Raw genomic sequence first — 23,486 nt, 5'->3', positions numbered from 1 at the left:
ATGACAAGAATTTATGCCGGAACAATAAATGAAGAGCATATCGGTCAAACAATTCTGCTCAAAGGTTGGGTGCAAAAGCGCCGCGACCTTGGTGGATTAATTTTTATTGATTTACGTGACCGATCAGGTGTTGTGCAAGTAGTATTCAATCCAGATGAATCAGCAGAAGCACTCCAGATCGCTGATACAATTCGTTCAGAATATGTGGTGGAGATTTCAGGGAAAGTTGTCGCACGTGAAGCAAGTACCGTCAATTCATTGATGAAAACCGGGAAAATAGAAGTCGTTGCTTCTTCTGTAGAAATTTTAAATAAATCCAAGAATCCACCATTTATGATCAAAGATGATACGGACGTTGCGGAGGATTTACGGTTGAAATATCGCTATCTTGATCTTAGACGTCCGGGCTTGCAGGAAACGATTAAATTACGTCACCAAACAACACAGGCAATCCGGAACTTTTTAAACAATGACGGATTCCTTGAAATGGAGACACCGATTTTAACGAAAAGTACTCCAGAAGGTGCTCGAGACTATCTCGTGCCAAGCAGGGTCCATCCAGGGGAGTTTTACGCCTTGCCACAATCTCCGCAGCTGTTTAAACAATTAATTATGATGAGTGGTTTTGAGAAGTATTACCAAATTGCCCGCTGTTTCCGTGACGAGGACTTACGTGCAGATCGTCAGCCTGAATTCACTCAGATTGATATTGAGACTTCTTTCCAGACAAGCGATGATATTATGGCGATGACCGAAAAAATGATGCAATATGTTATGAAAGAAGTTAAAGGAATTGATATTACGTTACCGTTTCCGCGCATGTCGTACGATGATGCGATGAATCGCTTTGGTTCGGATAAACCTGATACGAGATTCGGTATGGAAATTATCGATGCTTCACCTATTTTCAAAACATCCGAATTCAAAGTGTTTAAAGGGGCGATTGAAAATGGAGGAAGTGTGAGACTGTTGAACGTGAAAGGTGAAGCAGCTAATTTCTCCAGAAAAGATATTGATAAGCTGGCTGAATATGTTGATGTATACGGTGCTAAAGGACTTGCATGGTTGAAAGCGGAAGGAGCAGAGCTAAAAGGACCAATTGCCAAATTCCTAACTGAAGAGGAAAAGGCACAGTTGATAACAGAGGTTGAAGTTACAGATGGAGACTTATTATTATTCGTTGCGGACAAGAACCAGGTTGTTTTTGACAGTTTGGGTGCATTGCGTCTAAAACTTGGAAAAGAGTTGGATTTAATCGATCAGTCGATTTACAATTTCCTATGGGTAACAGACTGGCCATTGCTTGAGTATGACGAAGAACTTGACCGTTTCTTCGCAGCACACCACCCATTCACTTCTCCGGTAGAAGGTGAGCTCGATAAATTATTGACAGAACCTGAGAATGTGCGTGCGAACGCGTACGACCTTGTCTTGAACGGATATGAATTAGGAGGAGGCTCCATCCGTATTTATCAAAAAGAAACTCAGGAAAAAATGTTCCAAGTTCTTGGTTTTTCAGAAGAAGAAGCACAAGAACAATTCGGATTCTTAATGGAAGCTCTTGAATACGGTGCACCTCCACATGGGGGTATTGCTTTAGGGCTTGACCGGATTATCATGCTGCTTGCCGGCCGTTCAAACTTACGTGATACAATCCTGTTTCCTAAAACGGCCTCGGCTTCAGATCTATTAACGGAAGCACCAGGCGGAGTAGCGGAAGAACAGCTGAAAGAATTATCGATTCAACTTAGAAAACAAAAAGATTAATCAAAACGATTTGGTTATCATTTGATAATTCTAAAAAGCTATGTTAATATAAATTTACAATCAAAAGAATATCAAAAAATCCTGATGTGTGCGTCCATACGAAGTATTTTGACCGAACACCAATTGATAGGGAGCCTGGAAGTTTCCATCCTGCCATACCGTCTACTGCAGACAATATCAGCAGTTTGGAACAGGGCACCCACCTGCTAAAAGCGGGATCAAAACTTTTAAATGGACGGCACGATCGGGATCTCGTACATAATAAAAAGCGTAACGGTCATAGCCGTTACGCTTTTGGTTTTAGTTTGATGAAGGGTTAGCTAGTTGTTCAAGGTTTCCATTCTTATCCATTCGGAAACTCGGGGAGGTGAAGGATCGTTCATCTTTTAAAACGGTCATTCTTCTCGCCCGGTCCATGATCTGAATAAACGTCTGGTAATCATCCTGGATTGTTTCCAGTTGTTTTTCCGTCTGTTTCAATTGCTTCTCAAGCTTCGTAATTTCATCTTTTAATTGTTCGTTTTCTGCTAATGCTGCTTCTGTTGTCGCTTTTGACTGGTTAGAAACATAGTAGTCCTGTTTTACTTCATTCAAGAATGTGAGAACCATATCAAATGTAATGTCTTCCGTAACTTTTCTGTCAGCTACTATTTCCCTGCTTTGATTTGGTTGTTTCGGAGCAGGTGAGAAATTTTGTTTTGCTTGCTTTCGTTTTAGTTCTTTCCGTTGCCGTTTTGCTAAATCAATCGCATTGATATATTTATTACGAACTTCAGCATTCCATCTGAATCCACAGGCAGCAGAAGTCCGGTTTAATTTATCCCCAACTTCTTCAAACGCATTCAGTTGTGTACTTCCTTCCCTAATATGCCGCAACACGGTTTCTGCCAGCAATAGATCATCCTCATGGGACCAGGCGTCTTGTCTCACTTTGGCCATTTTATCCAACTCCTTTTTCTAGGCAAAACAATAGATTATCATGTTGCTAGTTATTATTGCCTCAAGAAAAAAGATTTATACGTCATTCTTTGGAAAACTCATTTCACGTTCGATTTTTTCATAGACATGTTTCATTGCTTTCTCAAATTTACCAGTATCTTTAGGCTCATAATATCTCTTGTTTTTAATCCGGTCCGGTAAATATTGTTGCGCGACCCATGCCCCGTCATAATTATGCGGATACTTATATTCGATTCCTCTGCCTAAATCTTTTGCACCTTTATAATGACTATCTTTTAGGTGTGAGGGAATGTCACCGCTTTTCCCACTACGCACGTCAGCGAGAGCGCCGTCGAGAGCTTTGTAGGCTGTATTGGATTTAGGAGAGAGGGCAAGTTCTACAATTGCAACAGCTAATGGAATCCTTGCTTCCGGAAACCCGATTCTTTCCGCGGTCTGTACAGCGGCAAGTGCACGTGGTCCTGCTTGTGGATTAGCTAACCCAATGTCTTCATACGCGATAACAAGCATTCTTCTTGTGATACTATCCAAGTCGCCTGCTTCAATTAATCTAGCTAAATAATGAAGAGAAGCGTTCACATCGCTCCCGCGGATCGATTTCTGGAATGCTGAGAGCACATCATAATGCGCATCCCCTCCCTTATCATGGGAAAAACTTTTCTTCTGCATACATTCTTCCGCAGCTTCCAGTTCAATGACAATTACATCATCCGCATTTGGTGGAGTTGACATTGCCGCAAGTTCTAGACCATTCAAGGCTGCGCGCATATCCCCGTTGGAGCTTTGAGCAAAATGATCGAGCGCTTCCGGAGTCATTTCAATGTCCATCTCACCTAATCCACGTTCTTTGTCCTCGATTGCCCGAAGTAATGCTGTTTTTACATGTTCAGGTTCCAGGGATTCGAGTTCGAATAAATGACATCTACTTCGGATAGCCGGGTTGATGGAATGATAGGGATTGCTTGTTGTACAACCAATCATCGTAATGAGATTTGTTTCAAGGTGAGGGAGGAGAAAGTCCTGTTTCGCTTTATCTAAACGGTGGACTTCATCCAAAATAAGTACAAGATTTCCACTTAACTTTGCCTCTTCAACAACGATTTCCATATCTTTCTTTTTATGTGTCACTGCATTCAATAATCTCACTTGAAGGCCTGCTGTTTTGGCGATGGCAAACGCAGTAGAAGTTTTCCCAGTACCTGGTGGGCCGAACAGAATCATGGATGCAAGCATATTCGCTGTTACCATACGTTGGATTAACTTCCCTTCTCCAACTAGATGTTCCTGGCCAATAACTTCATTGATATGAGTTGGTCGCATTCGTAGTGCTAATGGTTGTTGTTTCATAACTACCGTCCTTTATTAGTCGTTATTCTTTTTATGATATATCAATTTGTTAGCTATCCTAATAATTCTCCCTTAAAAGTAACCGAAAGAAACTACTGATTGCTTTCATACAGCGTAAGTGTCTGCTCTTTCACTAATTAAGGCGCTCTAATCGCCGTTCAGTTGCCCGGTGGACGGATGCTTTCCGCGGGCACAGCTGGAGCCTCCTCGGGCTACCGCCCTGCGGGGTCTCCAGACTCGTGCTTTTCCCGCAGGAGTCACCGTCCACCGGGCAACTGAACTGGTAAGATGATTATTATTGAAAGCATTTATTCTAGCCCCATGTCACGATAGAAATAATATCTGTGGAATAATAAAGAGTGATCTAAATTGGGCTTTCCCTCGGAGCAGTCCAGACACCTCGAGACTCCTGCGGGAGGATAGGCTTGGTGAGACCCCGCAGCAGGCTTGCCTGCGAGGAGGCTCACCAGCCGCCCGCGGAAAGCGAGAGGTGTCTGGACTGCGGACCTCCAGGTAAAAGTTGCACTTACGCTGTATGAAGGTGATTACCAATTCATTTTGAAAAATTTATTAAAATGATGATGTCTAGGTATATACTTTATAGTCACTGAGCGCCGGATGAGGATGATTTTGTTTCCTGTTTTTAAGTATCGAAGTTGCGCTATATATAAAGCTTAGACTTGAAATTAGAGAAATGCAAGAGAGAGACGGTTCATGTTATAATAGCAAATAGTATAATATGTATGACCTGAATTAAAGCTAATTGATAGACAATAGAAAATTTATTACGTATAGTAATGATTTAATGTAAAGAGGTGCAAAGTTAAAATGAAAGTAACAACAAAAGGAAGATATGGACTTACAATTATGATAGAACTTGCAAAGGAATATGGGCAAGGTCCCAAATCATTGAAATCGATCGCTCAGGAAAATAATTTATCTGAGCATTATTTGGAGCAGTTGGCAGCACCTCTTCGGAATGCAGGACTAGTTAGAAGTGTAAGAGGAGCCTACGGAGGCTACAAACTTGCAAAAGAACCGACAGAAATTACTGCGGGAGACGTAATTCGGGTGCTTGAAGGTCCAATCACACTCGTTGAAGGAATAGAAGAAGAGAAGCCTGCCCAACAAGCATTATGGCTGAGAATCCGCGATGCCATCCGCGGAGTGCTAGATCATACAACTCTAAAAGATTTAGCGGATGCTGGTGATAATAATAAAGAAGAAGCCTATATGTTTTACATCTAACAGGAAGGAAAGGTATTCACACCATGGAAGCAATATATTTAGACCATGCCGCAACTACACCGATGGATAAGAAGGTTGCAGAAGCAATGACAGCAATCTATCAAGAAACTTATGGGAACCCTTCAAGTGTTCACTCACAAGGAAGAAAAGCAAGGAAACAATTAGATGAAGCAAGACGACTCATAGCTTCTAGTATCGGTGCCAACGAAAAGGAAATTTACTTTACAAGTGGTGGCACGGAAGCGGATAATCTAGCGTTGATTGGAACAGCCCTTGCCAACCGGGAAAAAGGCAACCATATTATAACAACAGCGCAAGAACATCATGCCGTTCTTCATACCGCAGAATATTTGGAAACCCTCGGATTTGAGATAACCTATCTACCGACAGATGAGTCTGGCCGTATTTCTCCTGAAGCAGTGGAGGCAGCATTACGAGAAGATACAATACTTGTTTCCATTATGTTTGTGAACAATGAAACTGGAGTGATTCAGCCGATTAAGGAAATTGGTGCAGTGTTAAAAGAACATCACACTTATTTCCATACGGATGCTGTTCAGGCGTATGGCTTATTAGAACTTGATGTGAATGAGTTAGGTATCGATTTACTAACCACTTCCGCTCATAAGATTAATGGTCCAAAAGGAATTGGTTTTCTCTATGCACGTGATTCGGTTATGATGCAAAACTTGATGTTCGGCGGGGAACAGGAGAGAAAACGGCGGGCAGGTACAGAAAACGTTGCTGCCATCGTCGGCTTTAAAGAAGCTGTTCAACTGAACATTGATGAGCGTGAAGCAAGGAACCTTGCCTACGAGCAGTATAAAGCACAATTTATTGAACAGCTTAAATCTGAAGGAATTGATTTCTCCTTGAATGGGGATCAGGAACATGCAATCAGCACGATTGTCAATATTAGTTTCCCTGGTACAAACGTGGAACAAGTACTGACAAATTTAGATTTGGAAGGAATTGCTGCCTCAAGCGGAAGTGCTTGTACAGCTGGAAGCGTGGAACCATCCCACGTATTGAGTGCAATGTTTGGAGACGATAATCCATGCACAACAAACTCGATCCGTTTCAGTTTCGGAAGTGCGAACACAGAGGAAAATGTAATCGAAGCAGCAAAGCGGGTTGCGAAAATAATTAAACGGTTAACAAAATAAGGAAAGTGATTAAAATGAATGAAAATAAAAACACACGTGTCGTAATCGGTATGAGCGGTGGTGTTGATTCATCGGTTGCTGCTCTGCTTCTGAAAGAGCAAGGCTATGACGTTGTCGGGATTTTTATGAAAAATTGGGATGATACCGATGAATTTGGTGTCTGCACAGCAACTGAAGATTTCGATGATGTCGTTCGCGTATGTAATCAGTTAGATATTCCTTACTACTCTGTCAACTTTGAGAAGGAATACTGGGATAAAGTATTCACCTATTTCCTTGATGAATACAAAGCAGGACGTACCCCGAACCCTGATGTCATGTGTAACAAAGAAATTAAGTTTAAAGCATTCCTCGACCATGCAGTGTCCCTAGGTGCAGACTATCTTGCAACTGGACATTACGCACAAGTAAGACGCGATAATGGGAAAGTTGAGTTGCTACGTGGAGTGGATGAGAATAAAGATCAGACGTATTTCCTGAACCAGCTATCTAGTGACGTTTTAGCGAAAGTAATGTTCCCATTAGGGCATTTACAGAAGTCAAAAGTACGCGAGATTGCTCTTCAGCATAATCTCGCAACAGCTACGAAGAAGGATTCTACCGGAATTTGCTTTATTGGGGAGCGAAACTTCAAAGAATTCTTAAGTGAATATTTGCCGGCACAACCTGGTGAAATGCAAACTCTTACTGGTGAAGTGATGGGTATACATGATGGATTGATGTACTATACGATTGGACAACGGCAAGGACTTGGAATCGGTGGGCCAGGGGAGCCGTGGTTTGTTGTCGGCAAAAACTTGGAAGAAAATGTTTTATATGTAGAACAAAGCTATGGAAATGAATATTTATATTCGGATTCATTAATCGCAACTGATCTGAATTGGATCAATCCGGAAGAAATTAAGAGTTCGTTTTCCTGTACTGCCAAGTTTAGATATCGCCAAAAAGATAGCAAGGTTAATGTCACCATACTTGAGGACGGAAAAGTCCATGTTGAATTTGCAGAACCACAGCGAGCAATTACACCAGGCCAGGCAGTTGTATTTTATGACGGTGAAGTATGTCTTGGTGGAGGAACGATTGATAAAGTAATTAAAAATGAACAACATCTTGATTATGTAGGTTGAGTTAGGGGATTATTCATGGATAAGAATAGAGAAGCAATCCAGATGATGCAGGAAGGGAAATATGAAGAAGCTGCAAAGTTATTTAATGAATTGATTGAGGAGAACCCAAATGAACCATTGGGCTATATTAATTTTGGAAATCTCTTAGTAGAACTTCAGGAAGCGGAACGGGCGGAGCGGTTCTTTTTGAAAGCAATCCGTTTGGACGACACAGCTGCCACTGCTTATTATGGACTAGGCAATCTATATTTTGAACAGGAACAATTTGAGAAAGCGAACAACTATTTTCAGCAAGCACTTGATAAAGGACTCGAGGATGCTCATTTATATTATTTAATCGGTCTTTCTTTACAGTACCAGGAACAATTTAAATTAGCATTACCTTATTTATTACGAGCGACGGAGCTGGCTGAGGATGAAATTAATTACCGTTTCCAATACGGTCTTTCGCTCGCCCAAGCGGAACTTGTCGATGAGGCGAAGACTGTCTTCCAAGAAGTGATTAAAATGGATGAGGCGCATAGCGATGCCCATTATAATTTAGGTGTCATCGCCGTATTCAACGAAGATGCCGAACAAGCCCTCAAGCATTTCAATCAAGCGCTAGAAGAGCAACCGGACCATTATTTAGCTGCGAACGGAAAGAAACAAGTGGAACAGTTTTTGGAAAATCAATAATCAACATTAGCACGTAAAAAATCAAAGCAGTTCAATCTTATCAAGCACGGATAGTCAGCGATGAATATGACTAGACATGATTTTTAACAGATAGATGAACTTCTGCATTCATTCAGCGTAAGTGTCTTTGTTCGTACCTTTAGTTTAGAACTCTAATCGCCGTTCAGTTGCCCGGCGGACGGATGCTTTCCACGGGCACGGCCTCAGCCTCCTCGGAAGAAAACCGCTTCCTGCGGGGTCCTCGGACTCGTGCTTTTCCCGTTGGAGTCACCGTCCGCCGGGCAACTGAACTGGTCTAAAGGATTATTTTAAAAAGAAATTATTCCGTTATAAGGATTATACTTCTGGAATATTAAACGGTAATCCAAATCACGCCTTTCCTCGGAGCAGTCCAGACACCTCGAGACTCCTGCGGGAGGATAGGCTTGGTGAGACCCCGCAGCAGGCTTGCCTGCGAGGAGGCTTACCAGCCGCCCGCGGAAAGCGAGAGGTGTCTGGACTGCGGACCTCCAGGAGAAAGCTGTACTTACGCTGAATGAAAGTAATATGCAGATTCTTGGTGAGTGGATTGCGGGTTTTCTTGAATTTTTAAGGTTTAGCTAACTGTTTCAGGCGGCGAAAGTTGAGTCAATAAAGAACGAAACGAGCGTGTTTAAGTATGGAAGATAAGCAACGAAATGAAAGAGGATATATTCGCGGCAGACTTCTTTATACAATTTTTCACAATGAAGATGAGAATTTTGCAATCATAAAAGTTAAAATAGAGGATACGAACGAAGATTATGAAGAGAAAGAGATTGTTGCTAAAGGTTACTTCTCTCATTTGACAGAAGAGCATTCTTATTATTTTCACGGTGTCTTTGAACATCATCAAAAGTTCGGTATCCAGTACCGCGTCGAATCCTATCAAACCTATATCCCTGATACGAAGGAAGGCTTGATTTCTTATTTGTCCAGTGACTTGTTTTATGCAATTGGTGAAAAAACAGCTACTCGGATTGTTGATAAATTAGGAATGAATGCCATCTCCCATATTTTAGAAGACCCGGAATGCTTGGACGGAATTCCGGGTCTTAAAAAACAAACAAGAGAACAATTACATAAAAGTTTAGAAGAACATCAAGGCTTTGAACGGGTTGCAATCACGCTTTCGAGCTACCAGATCAGTCTTAAAATGGCCCAGCGAATTTATCAGCGATATAAGGAAGAAGCTATTCATAAGTTATATGATGATCCATATCAATTTGTTTTTGACATTGAAGGCTTCGGTTTCCAGTCAGCTGACCAGATTGCACGAATGAACGGACTATCTATGGACCACCCGAACCGGATTGGCGCGGGCTGTATTTTTGTACTGCAAAAAAGTATTCAAGATGGCCATGTCTTCTTACCATATGACCAATGTGTGCGAGAAATGATTCAAGTACTAGGCTTCGAACTGACTGAACAGATCATTCAGGAACGGTTGGAGCAATTGAATACCGAGAAGAAAATTATTATTAGTGAAGGAAATATTTATCTGCCTTCTTTATACTATGCGGAAGACGGTTTTGCCGCCCATATTAGTAGAATTATGAATAAAAAAATTGAAAGTGAAACAACGTTAGCTGAATTAATGAAGATAACTGGGGAAATTGAAGAAGAAGAAATTCTAAGCTACGGGAAGGAACAATTTGATGCAATCGAAAAAGCATTACAATCAAAGGTAATGATTCTAACTGGCGGGCCTGGCACAGGGAAAACAACGGTAATTAAAGGAATTGTGAAGGCTTATGCAACGATTCATGATCATTCCCTTAATATTGATGATTATGAGAAAAAATCAGATTTTCCATTTGTGCTTACAGCTCCGACTGGCCGGGCTGCTAAACGATTAAAAGAGTCTACTGGCCTACCATCCTCGACCATCCACCGGTTGCTTGGTTGGGACGGGAAAGATGGATTTGAAAAAAATGAACAAGAACGCCTATCAGGGAAATTTCTAATTGTTGATGAATTTTCGATGGTCGATACTTGGCTTGCCAATCATTTGTTTAAAGCAATTCCAGATGATATGCAAGTGCTGTTAGTTGGGGACGAAGATCAGTTACCATCTGTCGGTCCTGGCCAAGTACTTTCTGATTTGCTTTCCAGTGGTAAAATACCGATTGTGAGACTGCATGAAGTATACCGGCAAAAAGAAGGTTCTAAGATTATTGAACTTGCCCATGAAATAAAAAATAACGAGATAACAGATGCATCGCTTCAAAAAGCGAATGATTTCAGTTTCATCCCGGCAAGTAATCGACAAATTGTAGAAGCAATTACGATTATCTTCAAGCATGCGCTGGAAAAAGGAATCGATACAAATGCTATTCAAGTACTTGCCCCTATTTATAAAACGGAGGCTGGAATTAATCGCATCAATGAGGAAATCCAACAACTTCTAAACCCGAAGACAGATAAAACACGGGAAATGAAAGTAATGGATGTAAGTTACCGAGTAGGGGATAGGGTAATCCAATTAGTCAACCAACCGGAAGACGGTGTATTCAACGGAGATATTGGAGAGATTGTCGCGATCTTTTTCGCAAAAGAAAATAAAGAGAAGAAAGAACAAATTGTCATAGCTTTTGAAGAAAAAGAAATTGTCTATGAGCGGCAGGATTTCGGGAATTTCATGCATGCTTATTGTATCTCCATCCATAAATCTCAAGGTAGTGAGTTTCCGATTATCATTTTACCAGTCATTTCATCGTACCATCGGATGCTTCGGAAAAATTTATTATATACAGCGATAACAAGAAGTAAAGAATCCCTTATTATTTGTGGGGATATGTCAGCATTCTTGCGGGGAGTTACGACGATGGACACGAATCAGCGCTACACATCCTTAATTGAACGGCTAGAGAGCAGGCTAGAGGAAGAACAAGAACTGCCAAATTCTATCTCAGATGAAGAAAAAGAACTGAATCCTTATGATTTTATGTAAATAGAAGTATATTCATTTTCTCTTTCGGTTAGGCTATAAATAGAAATTATAGCTAGGAGATGATGAAATGATGCAATGTCCAAATTGTAAAGGGAAAAATCTTGGAAAAATAGGGATCCAATTATATTATTGCTGGTCTTGTTATTTGGAACTAGTAGTCAAAAAGGATAAATTTCATATTCACCAAATCGAAGTCGACGGTAGTGTAAGCCCGCTTAATGATTTGTTTTCAGAAGAAGAGAGAACAATTACGGAAGATAAGTTACTGTCGTGACGAGAGCAAACATAGCACGAGGTGTTGCAGTTGCTTGAATGGTGGAATAGAAAAAAACTATTATATTTCTTTTTAATAGGAATCCTGATTTTAATATTTTCATTTTTGTTATGGATTACCTTACCCTATTTCAGGGAGGTTTTTTCCTTTTTGTGGAAACTTTTTTTACCGTTTATCATTGCGGGATTTATCGCTTATTTACTGTATCCGATTATAGAATTTCTAGACCGGCAACAGATTCATAAGGGGCTAGCCGTGATGATAATTTATATACTGTTTTTCGGTGGGATTGCTTTTTTATTTTATCGCGTTTATCCGATCGTTATTCAGCAAATGAACGATTTAATTGAAAATATTCCGCAGTTTGTGAATATGTATGAATCATCGATTAATCATCTTTACACCTCTACATCCTTCCTGCCGGAGACCTTCCATGACAAGATTGATGAAGTCATTATTCGGCTGGAAAATCTGTCGGATCATCTCGTATCCCGCTTAGTCGACGGGTTTACTCATCTAATTGATATGATTCTAATGGTCACCGTTATTCCCGTCCTCGTCTTTTATTATATAAAGGATTACCATCTGCTGAAACAATTTCTAAAGAGGTTTATCCCGCCTCGGCTCCATTCAAGGATGCAACTGATGGTCGAGAAAATCGATGAAGGTCTTGGTGGGTATTTGCGAGGCTTGTTTTTTGTCAGCTTGTTTGTGACATTGCTTACATTCCTTGCTTTTAAATTTTTACAAGTACCTTATGCGCTTTTACTTGCAATCGTAATCGGACTCACCAATATTATCCCTTATTTCGGTCCGATAATCGGTGCGGTACCAGCCGTAATGATTGCTTATACTACTTCACCGCTTCTTGCTCTTTATGTAATTATTGCAATATTTGTTGTCCAGATGATAGATGGGAATTTCCTTTCGCCATTTATTATGGGAAAGAATATTCGAATTCACCCGGTGATGATTATATTTGCATTATTGTTAGGCGGACAGTTATTTGGAATTATTGGAATGATTATCGCTGTGCCATTAGTTGCTATTTTAAAAGTCGTTGTTAAACACTTACCGTATCTTTTACCTGGTGATAACTGATTGACAAGCGGTTAATATTTATCTATACTAACGCTAAATGAAGATTTAAAAATGATGAAAGTGCCGAGTACATGAAGCTCGTGTGACAGAAAGGGATTTTTAAGCTGAGAAAATCCTCACATCGAATCATGGAATGCTACACTTGAGTGCGGCTAATCCCCGTCGGTATCAAACCGTTAACATGCATAAGAGGTGAATAGGCAACAATTCACAAATAGGGTGGTACCGCGAACAATCTCGTCCCTGCATAAGCAGAGAGGAGATTTTTTTATGTTGAAAAATGGCCCCAACTTCAAATACAAGGAGGATAATAAAAGATGAAAAAATTTAATTCAGCTGAAGTTAGACAACTGTTTCTTGATTTCTTTAAAGAAAAAGGTCATACAGTAGAGCCAAGCGCACCGCTTGTTCCGAAAGACGATCCGAGTCTTTTATGGATCAACAGCGGGGTTGCCACATTAAAGAAATACTTTGATGGAAGAGTCATCCCGGATAATCCTCGAATCGTAAACGCACAGAAATCAATCCGAACGAACGATATTGAGAATGTCGGCTATACTGCTAGACACCACACATTCTTTGAAATGCTCGGTAATTTTTCCATCGGTGATTATTTCAAAAAAGAAGCAATCCACTGGGCATGGGAATTTTTAACGAGTGATAAATGGCTCGGATTCGACCCAGACGTCTTATCGGTTACGGTTCATCCGGAAGATGATGAGGCTTATGATATTTGGCTTAACGAAATTAAATTGCCGCCAGAACGAATCATTCGACTGGAAGAGAACTTCTGGGATATTGGGGAAGGTCCAAGTGGCCCGAATACGGAAATCTTTTATGACCGTGGCGAGAAGTACGGCAATGATCCGAATGATCCAGAGTTATTTCCAGGAGGAGAGAACAGCCGTTATCTTGAAATATGGAACCTGGTATTCTCCCAATTCAACCATAATGCGGACGATACGTACACTCCGCTACCAAAGAAGAATATTGATACTGGAATGGGTCTAGAACGTCTCATATCAATTATTCAGGACGTGCCGACAAACTTTGAAACGGACCTATTTATGCCAATAATTGAAAAGACAGAGCAAATCGCCCAAGTCAAATATGGAGCAAATGATAAACAAACAATTGCTTTTAAAGTCATCGCCGACCATATTCGTACGGTTAGCTTTGCGATAGCTGATGGTGCGCTTCCATCTAATGAAGGGCGGGGTTACGTCTTAAGAAGGCTGATTCGTCGAGCGATTCGCTTTTCCAAAGATATTGGCTTGGACAAACCATTTTTATATGAATTGGTCGATGTTGTCGGTGAAATTATGCAGGACTTTTATCCGCAAGTAATCGAACAGAAAGATCATATCGCAAAAATTATCCGTTCTGAAGAAGAACGATTCCATGAAACCTTAAACGACGGATTAGAGATATTATCTTCAATCATTAAAAGGGAAGAAAAGGCTGGAAATAAAGTATTTCCTGGAGAAGAAGTATTTAAATTATATGATACGTATGGTTTTCCAAAGGAACTTACAGCCGAGTATGTTGAAGAACATGGATTTACAATTGATGAGCACGGTTTTGAAACCGAAATGGAAAAACAGAAAGAAAGAGCAAGAAACGCAAGACAAAAGGTCGATTCGATGCAAGTACAAGACACGACATTAAGTGGCCTGGATTTGGAAGACACCTTTACCGGATATGACAAACTGGAAACGAAGACTACCGTTATAGCGATTATCCATGCCGGTGAAGAAGCACAAGTGGCAAAAGCAAATGATGAAGTATTCCTCTTCTTGAAAGAAACGCCATTTTACGCGGAGAGTGGTGGACAAGTTGGCGACAAAGGATGGATTTATACGGAGCATGCGTCAGCTTATGTAGAAGATGTTCAAAAATCACCACAAGGACTCCATATCCATAAAGTGATAGTGAAAAGCGGGGAAATTAGTAAAGGGGATGAAGTTCAGGCAATTGTCGAAAATGCCTTCCGTAACGCAGTTATTAAAAACCATACGGCAACCCACATACTGCACCAAGCATTAAAGGATGTGCTAGGTAATCATGTCAATCAAGCAGGTTCACTCGTCACCCCAGATCGTTTGCGTTTTGATTTCACTCATTTTTCCGCACTCAGTGAAGACGAACTTCGGAAAATCGAAGCGATTGTGAACGAAAAAATTTGGCAATCCATTGATCTTTCCATTGATTATCAGGAATTTGAAAAAGCGAAAGAAACAGGAGCAATGGCGTTATTCGGGGAAAAATATGGAGATATTGTCCGTGTTGTGCAAATCGGTGACTACAGTGTCGAGTTGTGTGGCGGCTGTCATGTACGTAACACTTCTGAAATCGGCCTGTTTAAACTCGTATCTGAAGGCGGGATCGGCGCTGGAACGAGAAGGATAGAAGCTGTCACAAGCAAGAAAGCTTTTGAGTTTTTAAACGGGAAAATGAAGATTCTAAAGCAGGTATCTAATCTAGTGAAGGCAAATGATGATCAGCAAATTACAGAAAGAGTACAATCATTACAACAAGAAGTAAGTAACCTGGAAAAGGAAAATGAATCTTTAAGTACAAAAATAGCAAACATTGAAGCATCTTCTATCTTGGAAAAAGTGGAAGATATCGCCGGTGTCCCGGTGCTAGCAGAGCACGTCAATGTAAAAGATATGAACCAGTTACGGAATATGGTCGATGATTTGAAACAAAAGCTGGATTCCGCAGTTATTTTACTGGCAACAGAAAATAACGGAAAAGTTCAGCTCGCGGCAGGAGTTTCCAAAGACTTTGTCGAAAAAGGTATACATGCAGGTAAATTAATAAAAGAAGCTGCTACCATTTGCGGTGGTGGCGGCGGAGGGCGACCGGACATGGCCCAGGCAGGGGGAAGTGATCCATCTAAAATTCAAGACGCCCTCACATCTGCACAAGCCTTTGTAAAGAAAACAATCAATCAGTAGTAATTTGTAACAATCCATGGAAAAGGTTATAATGAATTTTATAAAGATGGATCGTGCGCGAATACTTGGAATGAGGTGTCACAATGAGTTCAATTGATAAAACAATGAAGTTTAATTTTTCAGAGGAGCCGTATGATCGCGATATAAAAACAATCCTTTTTACTGTGCATGAAGCATTAAAGGAAAAAGGATACAATCCAATTAATCAGATTGTAGGTTATTTATTATCCGGTGACCCTGCTTATATCCCAAGGCATAAAGATGCGAGAAACCTAATTCGTAAAGTGGAACGCGATGAGGTAATTGAAGAATTAGTAAAATATTATTTAAAGGAAAATCAAAACAACTAAATGAAAATTATTGGACTAGATGTCGGATCGAAAACAATAGGAGTTGCTGTCAGTGATGCATTGGGCTGGACAGCACAAGGGCTAACAACGATTCATTGGAATGAGCTTGATCTCCATTCTGCAGACGATGAATTAAAAAAAATCATAGACGAACATGATATAGGGAAAGCTATCATTGGCTTACCAAAGAACATGAATGGTACAATCGGAGAGCGGGGAGAAGCTTCCCAGCGTTTTGCCGAACATTTTGGAGAAACGTTCCAATTGCCTTATGTTCTTTGGGACGAACGTTTAACGACTGCCGCTGCGGAACGAGTTTTATTGGAAGCAGATATGAGCAGAAAGAAACGGAAAAAAGTAATTGATAAGATGGCTGCAGTGTTTATATTACAGGGCTATCTGGATCAAAAATAAAAAGAGGTGACCTCATGAGTTTAGAAGAAAAAGAAAGAATTATCATCCCGGATGATAACGGAGAAGAGCATTTATTCGAGGTATTATTTACATTCGATGTCGATGATACAGACCAATCTTATATCGCCGTTGTACCTGTCGAACAAGCGGAAGACGAAGAAGTCGAAGTATATGCTTTCCGTTATGAGGAAAAAGAAAATGATGAGGAAGATCTCTCCCTGTTTCCGATTGAATCGGATGAGGAATGGGAAATTGTTGAAGAGATGCTCGCAACATTGGCGGAGGAAGACGAAGACGAAAAGTAAATTTTTTATTAAAGCTGATGTCTCCAAGAGACATCAGCTTTTCCCTGTGAAGTGAATTTTTATAGTGTTATGGATGAAATTAGGATTCACTTTATACTTTATTATTTTACATAATATAGTATAATATATCGAATAAGAGGGAGAGGAATACATGAGCAAAGGTAAATTCACCAAGCGCTTCAAAGAAAACCGTAATGCTCGTGGGGAAGAAGCGCGCACGGTCCGTAAGATAGTATCCATCGTCTTGCTAGTACTAATCATTATATTAGTCATAAGTGGACTGGCTGGTTATTTCTATGTGAAATCGGCTCTGGAACCGGTAGAAGCAGATAGTGAAGAAAAAGTCGAAGTTGAAATACCGATTGGTTCAACCAGTTCAACAATAGCGACGATATTAGAGGAAAATGGTATTATAAAAAATGGCCTTATTTTTCGTTTCTACATAAAATTGAAAAATGAATCAGATTTCCAAGCTGGTGTCTATACATTCAGCCCAGCGATGTCGATGGATGAAATCATCGAATCCCTAAAAAGCGGGAAAATTGTCCTGGAAACAGCGCATCGGGTCACAATTCCTGAAGGGCTCACCATCGAGCAGATTGCTGAAATCTATGCCGATCAATTCTCATTCACAAGCGAAGAGTTTTTGGAGAAAGTGAATGATGAAAAATATATCAAACAGTTAATAAAGGATTATCCACTTCTCCTTACCGACGATATATTAAATGAGGAGATTAGATATCCACTGGAAGGTTATTTATTTGCGATTACGTATGATTTCTATGAGGAAGATCCTTCGATTGAGACGATTGTCGAAATGATGCTGGATCAAACGCAGGCGATCGTATCCCAACACTTTGAGGAAATCGAAGAACTTGATTTGACGATGCATGAAGTTATTACATTTGCTTCCATTATTGAAAAAGAAACCGGACATATCGATCAGCGTAATGAAATAGCTGGCGTCTTCTATAACCGTTTAGAAGCAGATATGCCGCTTCAAACTGACCCGACAGTGCTCTATGCACAGGGAGAGCATAAAGACCGTGTATTATATGAGGATTTGGAAATTGAATCACCGTATAATACGTATTATGTGGAAGGGTTACCGGTCGGACCAATCAGTAATTTCGCCGAAAGTTCGTTAGAGGCAGTCCTGAATCCGGTAGAAAGTGATTATTATTATTTCCTTCATGACCACGAGGGGAATATTCACTTTGCAGAAACGTTAGAGGAGCATAATCAAAATAAAAAAAATATGAATGATGAGTAGAAATGTGAATACTATATTCACATTTCTACTTTTCACGAAAGAAAACTTTTTAGTAAAAAAGAGGTAGAAATGATGAATGAGGACATTCAGGGTTATTTACAAGAGCTAATCAATCCTGCTACTGATCAGGTGAGAGAGCTTGAAGAATATGCGCACTTACACAACGTGCCGATTATGGAGAGCACAGCAATTGATTTTTTACTGAAACAAATCATGATCCATCAACCGAAAAGAATTCTAGAAATAGGAACAGCAATCGGTTATTCTGCTATCCGGATGCTTGAAGCAAGTCCAGAAGCCGAAATCATAACGATTGAAAGGGATAAACAACGTTACGAGGAAGCTGTTCGATTTATAAAAGAATCGCAGAAAAGCGAACAAGTAGATGTCCGCTTTGGTGATGCGCTCGAGGTGTTAGAAGAATTACAGCAGGATAAGGAATCATTTGATTTCATTTTTATTGATGCAGCTAAAGGGAAATATCGGGATTTCTTTGATTTAGCCCACCCACTCCTCCAAAAGGGGGGCTGGCTCGTTACGGATAATGTCTTATTCCGAGGCTATGTGAAAGACGAGGAGACAGCACCAAAAAGGTACCGGAATATGGTGAAGAAAATCCGTGCTTATAATCAATTCTTAAGTGCACATCCGGAATATATAACATCGATCTTGCCTATTGGAGACGGTGTAATGATAAGTTATAAAAAAGATTGAAAGGCGGCCAAATGGAATGTTGGATAAACCAATGGTCATCGGTGTTGCAGGAGGAAGTGGAAGCGGAAAAACATCTGTAACAAGAGCAATCTATGATCGCTTTACCGATAAATCAATTCTTGTCCTTGAACAAGATTATTACTATAAAAATCAAGCACATTTATCATTCGAAGAGAGATTAAATACGAATTACGATCATCCATTTGCGTTTGATAATGATTTATTGATTCAACATGTTCAAGACTTGACGGAGAAAAAGACGATTGAGAAGCCGGTCTATGATTATAAATTGCATACCCGCTCCGATAAAGTGATTCATGTAGAACCAAAAGATGTCATTATTGTGGAAGGGATTCTTATCCTGGAAGATGCTGAGCTCCGTGAATTGATGGATATTAAAGTATTTGTTGATACGGATGCAGATTTAAGGATCATACGCCGATTAATGCGGGATATCAAGGAAAGAGGTCGGAGTCTGGATTCAGTTATCGATCAATACTTGAGCAACGTACGACCATCCCATGAGCAGTTTATCGAACCGACAAAGCGCTATGCAGATATTATCATCCCGGAAGGTGGACAGAACCATGTAGCAATTGATATCATGGCATCTAAAATAGAAACAATGTTGTCACACAAAAACTAATTTCAATGTAAAAATATATTGATAAATTAGGAGAACTCTGCCATGATGGTGAATAGCATATTCTCATACATCTCATAAATGCGGTCAAAGCGCATACATTTAATGCAAGTGCAGGATTTATTCTTAATGAAAGTGGAAAAATATAAAGGAGTGTTTTACATGTCTACAGAGAAAAGTTATTATATGACAGCCGAGGGGAAAGAAAAATTAGAGAAAGAATTACATTATTTAAAAACGGATAGAAGACAAGAAGTCGTTGAAAGGATTAAAATAGCCCGTGATTTCGGTGACTTGTCTGAGAACTCCGAGTATGATTCTGCCAAAGAGGAACAAGCTTTTGTTGAACAACGAATTACCCAATTAGAAAAAATGATCCGTAATGCAGTGATCATTGAAAATACAGATACAAACTCAAACATCGTGTCCTTAGGGAAATCTGTTACTTTCCAAGAACTTCCAGACGGTGATGAGGAAACTTATACAATCGTGGGAAGCGCTGAAGCTGACCCATTTGAAGGTAAAATTTCTAATGATTCACCAATTGCCAAAAGCTTGCTCGGTCAAGAAGTTGGTACGGAAGTTACTGTTACGACTCCAGGAGGCGACTTCCAAGTTCGCATTACAAAAGTCGAATAATAAAATATTAAAGAACGAGCAGCGGGGGAGACTCTGCTGCTTTTTAAATCTTTCGTCATGGTACAATTCTGATATGTCCAGCTTATTTTCTCCCCATAAATCTTATGGTATGATACTATAAAGTCAAACTTCAATCATTGGGGGTTCGACGTACTGAATGTACGAGTCTGACGTTGCGATAAGCGTCTCGTACTTAGATGACATTTATCCTTTATGATTGTTAGTTGAACGAATCAGGTGTTAGCGTCCGTTATCCCTCGAAACTTTTTAGGTACACGCTCAAGTTTTCGGTGGGAGTTTTACTGACGATCGCATCGTGATAAACGGGAACGAGGAGGTAAAATAAAGATGACAAAAAATAACTCGCGTATGGACAAGTTTGAAAAACGTAGGAGAAACACCAAATTTATTAATTATTTTCTTACAATAGCTGCCGTCCTGGTGTTATTTTTAATCGGCGCTTGGATTTTCGGAGGCAATGATAAGAAAGCATCTGATGATAACGAGGGTTCGACAAGTGAAGAAGATTCATTTTTCCTGGAAACCGAAGATGAAAATGAAAAACCAGATGATGAAGAAGCGAATGGAAAAGAAGATAGTGACGACAGTGAAGTAGATGAAGATGATCGCAACAAAGATGAAGAAGATGAATCTGTTGATGAAAATGAATCAGAGGAAAATGATGATTATGACGAAATTGAGACGGTAGAAACAGAGCCATCAGATGATGATGTTGCAGAAGCGGTTATGGGTAACTGGCCACCAATTGGTACAGAGCAAACTGGTCCACATACAACTAATTATGAAGATGGCTCAGCTGACCGAATTGAGATTAAACGGGCGGCTTCAAAGGTAACTGGCATCCCGGAAGATGATTTAATTGAAGTTTGGATTGGAAATGGAGGAGATCAGAAAGTGGTCGCCACTGTTTCGAACCGTGCTCAAACTGAAAAATATCGTATTTTCATGTCTTGGATTGACGAAGAAGGTTGGCAACCAACCAAACTAGAAACATTGAAATGATGAAAAGTTGAACTAAAAAGCTGGAGGTAACAACATGATTGGAATCATCGGAGCAATGGATGAAGAAATAGCTTATTTACTGGAGAACATGGATAACCGAACAGAAATCACAGTTGCTGGTTGCCATTTTATCCAAGGGGAATTAGCAGGAAAAGAGATTGTGTTATTAAAATCTGGAATCGGTAAAGTGAATGCAGCAATGGGAACGACAATTATGATGGAACGCTTCCACCCACAGTTCATTATTAATACCGGTTCTGCCGGAGGTTTCTCAGATAATCTTAATGTGGGGGATCTTGTGATTTCTAATGAAGTTGTACATCATGACGTAGATGTTACTGCGTTTGATTATGTTTATGGCCAAGTACCGGGTCTACCTGCTACATTTAAAGCAGATGAACGTCTTGTCCAGTTGACCGCAGATGCGGTAAAAGGGTTAGGAATAAACTTTGAAATCGGTCTAATAGCTACTGGTGATTCATTTATGGAAGATGAAGTCAAAGTAAATACAGCGCGATTTAAGTTTCCAGAAATGATTGCCGCTGAAATGGAAGCAGCTGCTATAGCTCAAGTATGTGCTCAATATGAGACTCCATTTGTCGTTATCCGAGCGCTTTCTGATATCGCAGGAAAGGATTCGTCTGTTTCCTTTGACGCATTCCTTAAAACGGCGGCAAAAAACGCTTCTGAATTAATTATGAAGGTTGTAAAAACTGTATAGATACAAACTCGGATAGAGGAATTCACTTTGAATTCCTCTGTCTTTATTTCAGTCGTTCTGTTTACTTCTTTCCTGTCGGTAATACTCATGGAAAACCTTCATTAAAGCACGTTTCTCAATGCGGGAAACGTAGCTTCTTGATATGTTTAACTTTTTTGCAATTTCTCGCTGGGTCATTTCATTTTTATCGTGAAGTCCATATCGGTAGATGATTACTTCTTTTTCCCGTTCATCGAGAACTTTGAAGAAATGTTGCATCTTATCGATCTCCATGTTCAATTGGATATATTCGATGATGTTTTCATTTTCAGCCTCTAAAATATCGATCAGACTGATTTCATTGCCTTCTTTATCCTGACCGATGGGGTCGTGGAGAGAGACGTCTTTCTTTACCTTTTTTAAGGCGCGGAGATGCATGAGGATTTCATTTTCAATACAACGTGCGGCATACGTGGCTAATTTTGTTCCCTTATCTACTGAAAAGCTTTCTACTCCTTTAATGAGACCGATCGTTCCAATTGAGATCAAATCTTCCGTGTCTTCGCCGGTATTATCGAACTTTTTAACAATATGAGCTACTAAACGCAAATTATGTTCGATTAATTTGTTCCTTGCTTCACCATCCCCTTCAAGCATTGCTTTTATATATTTTGCCTCCTCCTTGGAAGAGAGCGGTTGCGGAAAGGCGTGATTCTTTATATAGGAAACGAAAAACATTGCTTCCTTCATGATGACAGCAAGAACAGATAAAATTCCAGACAAGGACAAACACCCCCACAATAAAGTCTTCACTTTCAATTAGGCTACAGCCTATAGTAAACTGTATGATTTATGGGGGTAAATAGTGTATGTCCATTAAAGTTTTCTTGATTTAGGAAAAAATCGACAAAAACAGGGGCGAGTTAGCTGATTTTTTCTATTAACGGTACTGTTTTATCTTGTTGTTAAGACTTCTCTTATCAATTTCCTTCTTGATCAGTGACAGAAAATCTTGACTAAGATTTAACTTACGTGCTTTTATATATGATTCTACAAGCAGTTCATCGGATAAATTTTCCATATTATAATCCCCCAAAATTATCGTCATGAGAATGTTCAATTAATAATTTAACATGTTTCCAAAACGAGGACAAGACACAAGTTATCTACAGGTAAATGTAGATAACTTGTGCATAATTCGCTGTTTACCGATAAAAATGTTGTATTAAAGGGATTTTTTTAGTGAATAAGGTTATCCCCAATTTTTGAATTGTCAATTTATGTCGAACGATTTTTTAAATAAATCGGAAGAAAACGGGTATAAAGCTTGGCTGAATAGAATATACTTCAGATTTTTTATAAAAAAATAACCCGACGTGATTTTTCGTCGGGTTAGTAAATAAATACTGTGATCATTCTTTTTCAAAAATTAATATAGCAGTATTCGCTATTGTATCCGATCCTAGGGCTCCGCCTTGAAAAACAGAGTTGAATTTAATGTCTTTTAGCGTAACATCAGTTTTGGACTCATTGGAAATAACCTCGTTTATTTTCTCTTCAAAAGTATACGTGTCTTCAGCATAGACAACTTTAGTAAATACCAAGTCAATACCCCTTTCTTCCTTAAATTAGATAATAGATAAGTATTTGTTAACTACTCAACCTTCGCACCCTGAAACAGCAAGGTATACCATATTGGTATGTCAACACTAAACCAAACAATTTTTTTAAGGAGTATAAACTTTTTATGCGCGTTAAATAAAATACTCTCTAATGAAAATAGCTGTATCTGTTCATCACTTGACTCGGAGCCTCTGCGGGCG

General features: G+C 39.7%; 23 protein-coding genes, 1 other RNA gene and 1 other annotated feature. Of the genes, 19 read left to right on the top strand and 5 right to left on the bottom strand.

All coding sequences use genetic code 11. From position 1 onward, the window contains the following. Both aspS and ssrS read left to right on the top strand, forming a co-directional pair. Entirely contained in the window at nt 1-1,767 is a 1,767-nt protein-coding gene (gene aspS / locus GN217_RS08540) for an aspartate--tRNA ligase (RefSeq protein ID WP_156856263.1), read from the top strand. 75 nt (nt 1,768-1,842) lie between these two features. Further along, nucleotides 1,843-2,022, top strand: a non-coding RNA gene (ssrS, locus tag GN217_RS08535) — 6S RNA. A gap of 45 nt (nt 2,023-2,067) precedes the next feature. On the opposite strand, the gene GN217_RS08530 is transcribed toward ssrS, so the two are convergent. Together GN217_RS08530 and GN217_RS08525 are read right to left on the bottom strand one after the other, a co-directional pair. Continuing rightward, entirely contained in the window at nt 2,068-2,706 is a 639-nt protein-coding gene (locus tag GN217_RS08530) for an RsfA family transcriptional regulator (protein WP_156856262.1), read from the bottom strand. Nucleotides 2,707-2,781: 75 nt separating this feature from the next. Further along, the gene (locus tag GN217_RS08525) at nt 2,782-4,074 is read right to left on the bottom strand and encodes a replication-associated recombination protein A (protein ID WP_156856261.1); all 1,293 of its coding nucleotides are present in this window, start codon (nt 4,072-4,074) and stop codon (nt 2,782-2,784) included. An 828-nt stretch (nt 4,075-4,902) separates the two neighbouring features. Between GN217_RS08525 and cymR the strand changes: the two genes are divergently transcribed. The 17 genes from cymR to mtnN all read left to right on the top strand — a co-directional run bounded on the left by cymR (nt 4,903) and on the right by mtnN (nt 21,684). Next, on the top strand, nt 4,903-5,322 hold the full coding sequence (cymR, locus tag GN217_RS08520) for a cysteine metabolism transcriptional regulator CymR (protein WP_156856260.1): 420 nt from the start codon (nt 4,903-4,905) through the stop codon (nt 5,320-5,322). A gap of 23 nt (nt 5,323-5,345) precedes the next feature. Continuing rightward, nucleotides 5,346-6,488: a cysteine desulfurase family protein gene (locus tag GN217_RS08515; protein ID WP_156856259.1), complete on the top strand. Its 1,143-nt coding sequence runs from the start codon at nt 5,346-5,348 to the stop codon at nt 6,486-6,488. Nucleotides 6,489-6,502: 14 nt separating this feature from the next. Continuing rightward, nucleotides 6,503-7,615 (top strand): tRNA 2-thiouridine(34) synthase MnmA, encoded by a 1,113-nt coding sequence (gene mnmA, locus GN217_RS08510; RefSeq protein WP_156856258.1) that lies wholly within the window; start codon nt 6,503-6,505, stop codon nt 7,613-7,615. A gap of 15 nt (nt 7,616-7,630) precedes the next feature. Next, complete coding sequence (locus tag GN217_RS08505; RefSeq protein WP_156856257.1) at nt 7,631-8,293, top strand: tetratricopeptide repeat protein; 663 nt, start codon at nt 7,631-7,633, stop codon at nt 8,291-8,293. A gap of 658 nt (nt 8,294-8,951) precedes the next feature. After that, complete coding sequence (recD2, locus tag GN217_RS08500) at nt 8,952-11,264, top strand: SF1B family DNA helicase RecD2 (protein ID WP_156856256.1); 2,313 nt, start codon at nt 8,952-8,954, stop codon at nt 11,262-11,264. Between the two features lie 67 nt (nt 11,265-11,331). Beyond that, nucleotides 11,332-11,538: a hypothetical protein gene (locus tag GN217_RS08495; RefSeq protein WP_156856255.1), complete on the top strand. Its 207-nt coding sequence runs from the start codon at nt 11,332-11,334 to the stop codon at nt 11,536-11,538. A 21-nt stretch (nt 11,539-11,559) separates the two neighbouring features. Continuing rightward, nucleotides 11,560-12,639 (top strand): AI-2E family transporter, encoded by a 1,080-nt coding sequence (locus tag GN217_RS08490; RefSeq protein ID WP_232334378.1) that lies wholly within the window; start codon nt 11,560-11,562, stop codon nt 12,637-12,639. 45 nt (nt 12,640-12,684) lie between these two features. After that, nucleotides 12,685-12,887, top strand: a binding site (T-box leader). Nucleotides 12,888-12,956: 69 nt separating this feature from the next. Then, a complete protein-coding gene (alaS, locus tag GN217_RS08485) occupies nt 12,957-15,602 on the top strand; it encodes an alanine--tRNA ligase (protein WP_156856253.1) in 2,646 nt (881 codons plus the stop codon). 83 nt (nt 15,603-15,685) lie between these two features. Continuing rightward, on the top strand, nt 15,686-15,952 hold the full coding sequence (locus tag GN217_RS08480) for an IreB family regulatory phosphoprotein (protein WP_156856252.1): 267 nt from the start codon (nt 15,686-15,688) through the stop codon (nt 15,950-15,952). Further along, nucleotides 15,953-16,366 carry a Holliday junction resolvase RuvX gene (gene ruvX / locus GN217_RS08475; RefSeq protein WP_156856251.1) on the top strand — a complete coding sequence of 138 codons (414 nt, stop codon included), beginning with the start codon at nt 15,953-15,955 and terminating at the stop codon, nt 16,364-16,366. It begins immediately after the preceding gene. 14 nt (nt 16,367-16,380) lie between these two features. Next, nucleotides 16,381-16,671 (top strand): DUF1292 domain-containing protein, encoded by a 291-nt coding sequence (locus GN217_RS08470; RefSeq protein ID WP_156856250.1) that lies wholly within the window; start codon nt 16,381-16,383, stop codon nt 16,669-16,671. A 151-nt stretch (nt 16,672-16,822) separates the two neighbouring features. Next, complete coding sequence (gene mltG / locus GN217_RS08465; protein ID WP_156856249.1) at nt 16,823-17,944, top strand: endolytic transglycosylase MltG; 1,122 nt, start codon at nt 16,823-16,825, stop codon at nt 17,942-17,944. A 72-nt stretch (nt 17,945-18,016) separates the two neighbouring features. Continuing rightward, a complete protein-coding gene (locus tag GN217_RS08460; protein ID WP_156856338.1) occupies nt 18,017-18,658 on the top strand; it encodes an O-methyltransferase in 642 nt (213 codons plus the stop codon). A 16-nt stretch (nt 18,659-18,674) separates the two neighbouring features. Then, complete coding sequence (gene udk / locus GN217_RS08455; RefSeq protein WP_156856248.1) at nt 18,675-19,304, top strand: uridine kinase; 630 nt, start codon at nt 18,675-18,677, stop codon at nt 19,302-19,304. Between the two features lie 159 nt (nt 19,305-19,463). Continuing rightward, complete coding sequence (greA, locus tag GN217_RS08450) at nt 19,464-19,940, top strand: transcription elongation factor GreA (RefSeq protein ID WP_156856247.1); 477 nt, start codon at nt 19,464-19,466, stop codon at nt 19,938-19,940. A gap of 348 nt (nt 19,941-20,288) precedes the next feature. Next, a complete protein-coding gene (locus GN217_RS08445; protein WP_156856246.1) occupies nt 20,289-20,963 on the top strand; it encodes a YrrS family protein in 675 nt (224 codons plus the stop codon). A gap of 34 nt (nt 20,964-20,997) precedes the next feature. Further along, nucleotides 20,998-21,684: a 5'-methylthioadenosine/S-adenosylhomocysteine nucleosidase gene (gene mtnN, locus GN217_RS08440; RefSeq protein ID WP_156856245.1), complete on the top strand. Its 687-nt coding sequence runs from the start codon at nt 20,998-21,000 to the stop codon at nt 21,682-21,684. A 48-nt stretch (nt 21,685-21,732) separates the two neighbouring features. On the opposite strand, the gene sigK is transcribed toward mtnN, so the two are convergent. From sigK to GN217_RS08425, 3 genes are all read right to left on the bottom strand, one after another. Next, on the bottom strand, nt 21,733-22,446 hold the full coding sequence (gene sigK / locus GN217_RS08435) for an RNA polymerase sporulation sigma factor SigK (RefSeq protein ID WP_156856244.1): 714 nt from the start codon (nt 22,444-22,446) through the stop codon (nt 21,733-21,735). A gap of 157 nt (nt 22,447-22,603) precedes the next feature. Next, nucleotides 22,604-22,744: a sporulation histidine kinase inhibitor Sda gene (locus GN217_RS08430; protein WP_156856337.1), complete on the bottom strand. Its 141-nt coding sequence runs from the start codon at nt 22,742-22,744 to the stop codon at nt 22,604-22,606. A 331-nt stretch (nt 22,745-23,075) separates the two neighbouring features. Next, nucleotides 23,076-23,267 carry a hypothetical protein gene (locus tag GN217_RS08425; protein WP_156856243.1) on the bottom strand — a complete coding sequence of 64 codons (192 nt, stop codon included), beginning with the start codon at nt 23,265-23,267 and terminating at the stop codon, nt 23,076-23,078. Between the last annotated feature and the right edge of the window lie 219 nt (nt 23,268-23,486).

Source organism: Oceanobacillus sp. AG (assembly GCF_009746545.1).
Taxonomy (GTDB): domain Bacteria; phylum Bacillota; class Bacilli; order Bacillales; family Amphibacillaceae; genus Oceanobacillus; species Oceanobacillus indicireducens.
The sequence above is the reverse complement of the archived record's forward strand: the minus strand, read 5'-3'. Positions and strand labels throughout refer to the sequence as shown.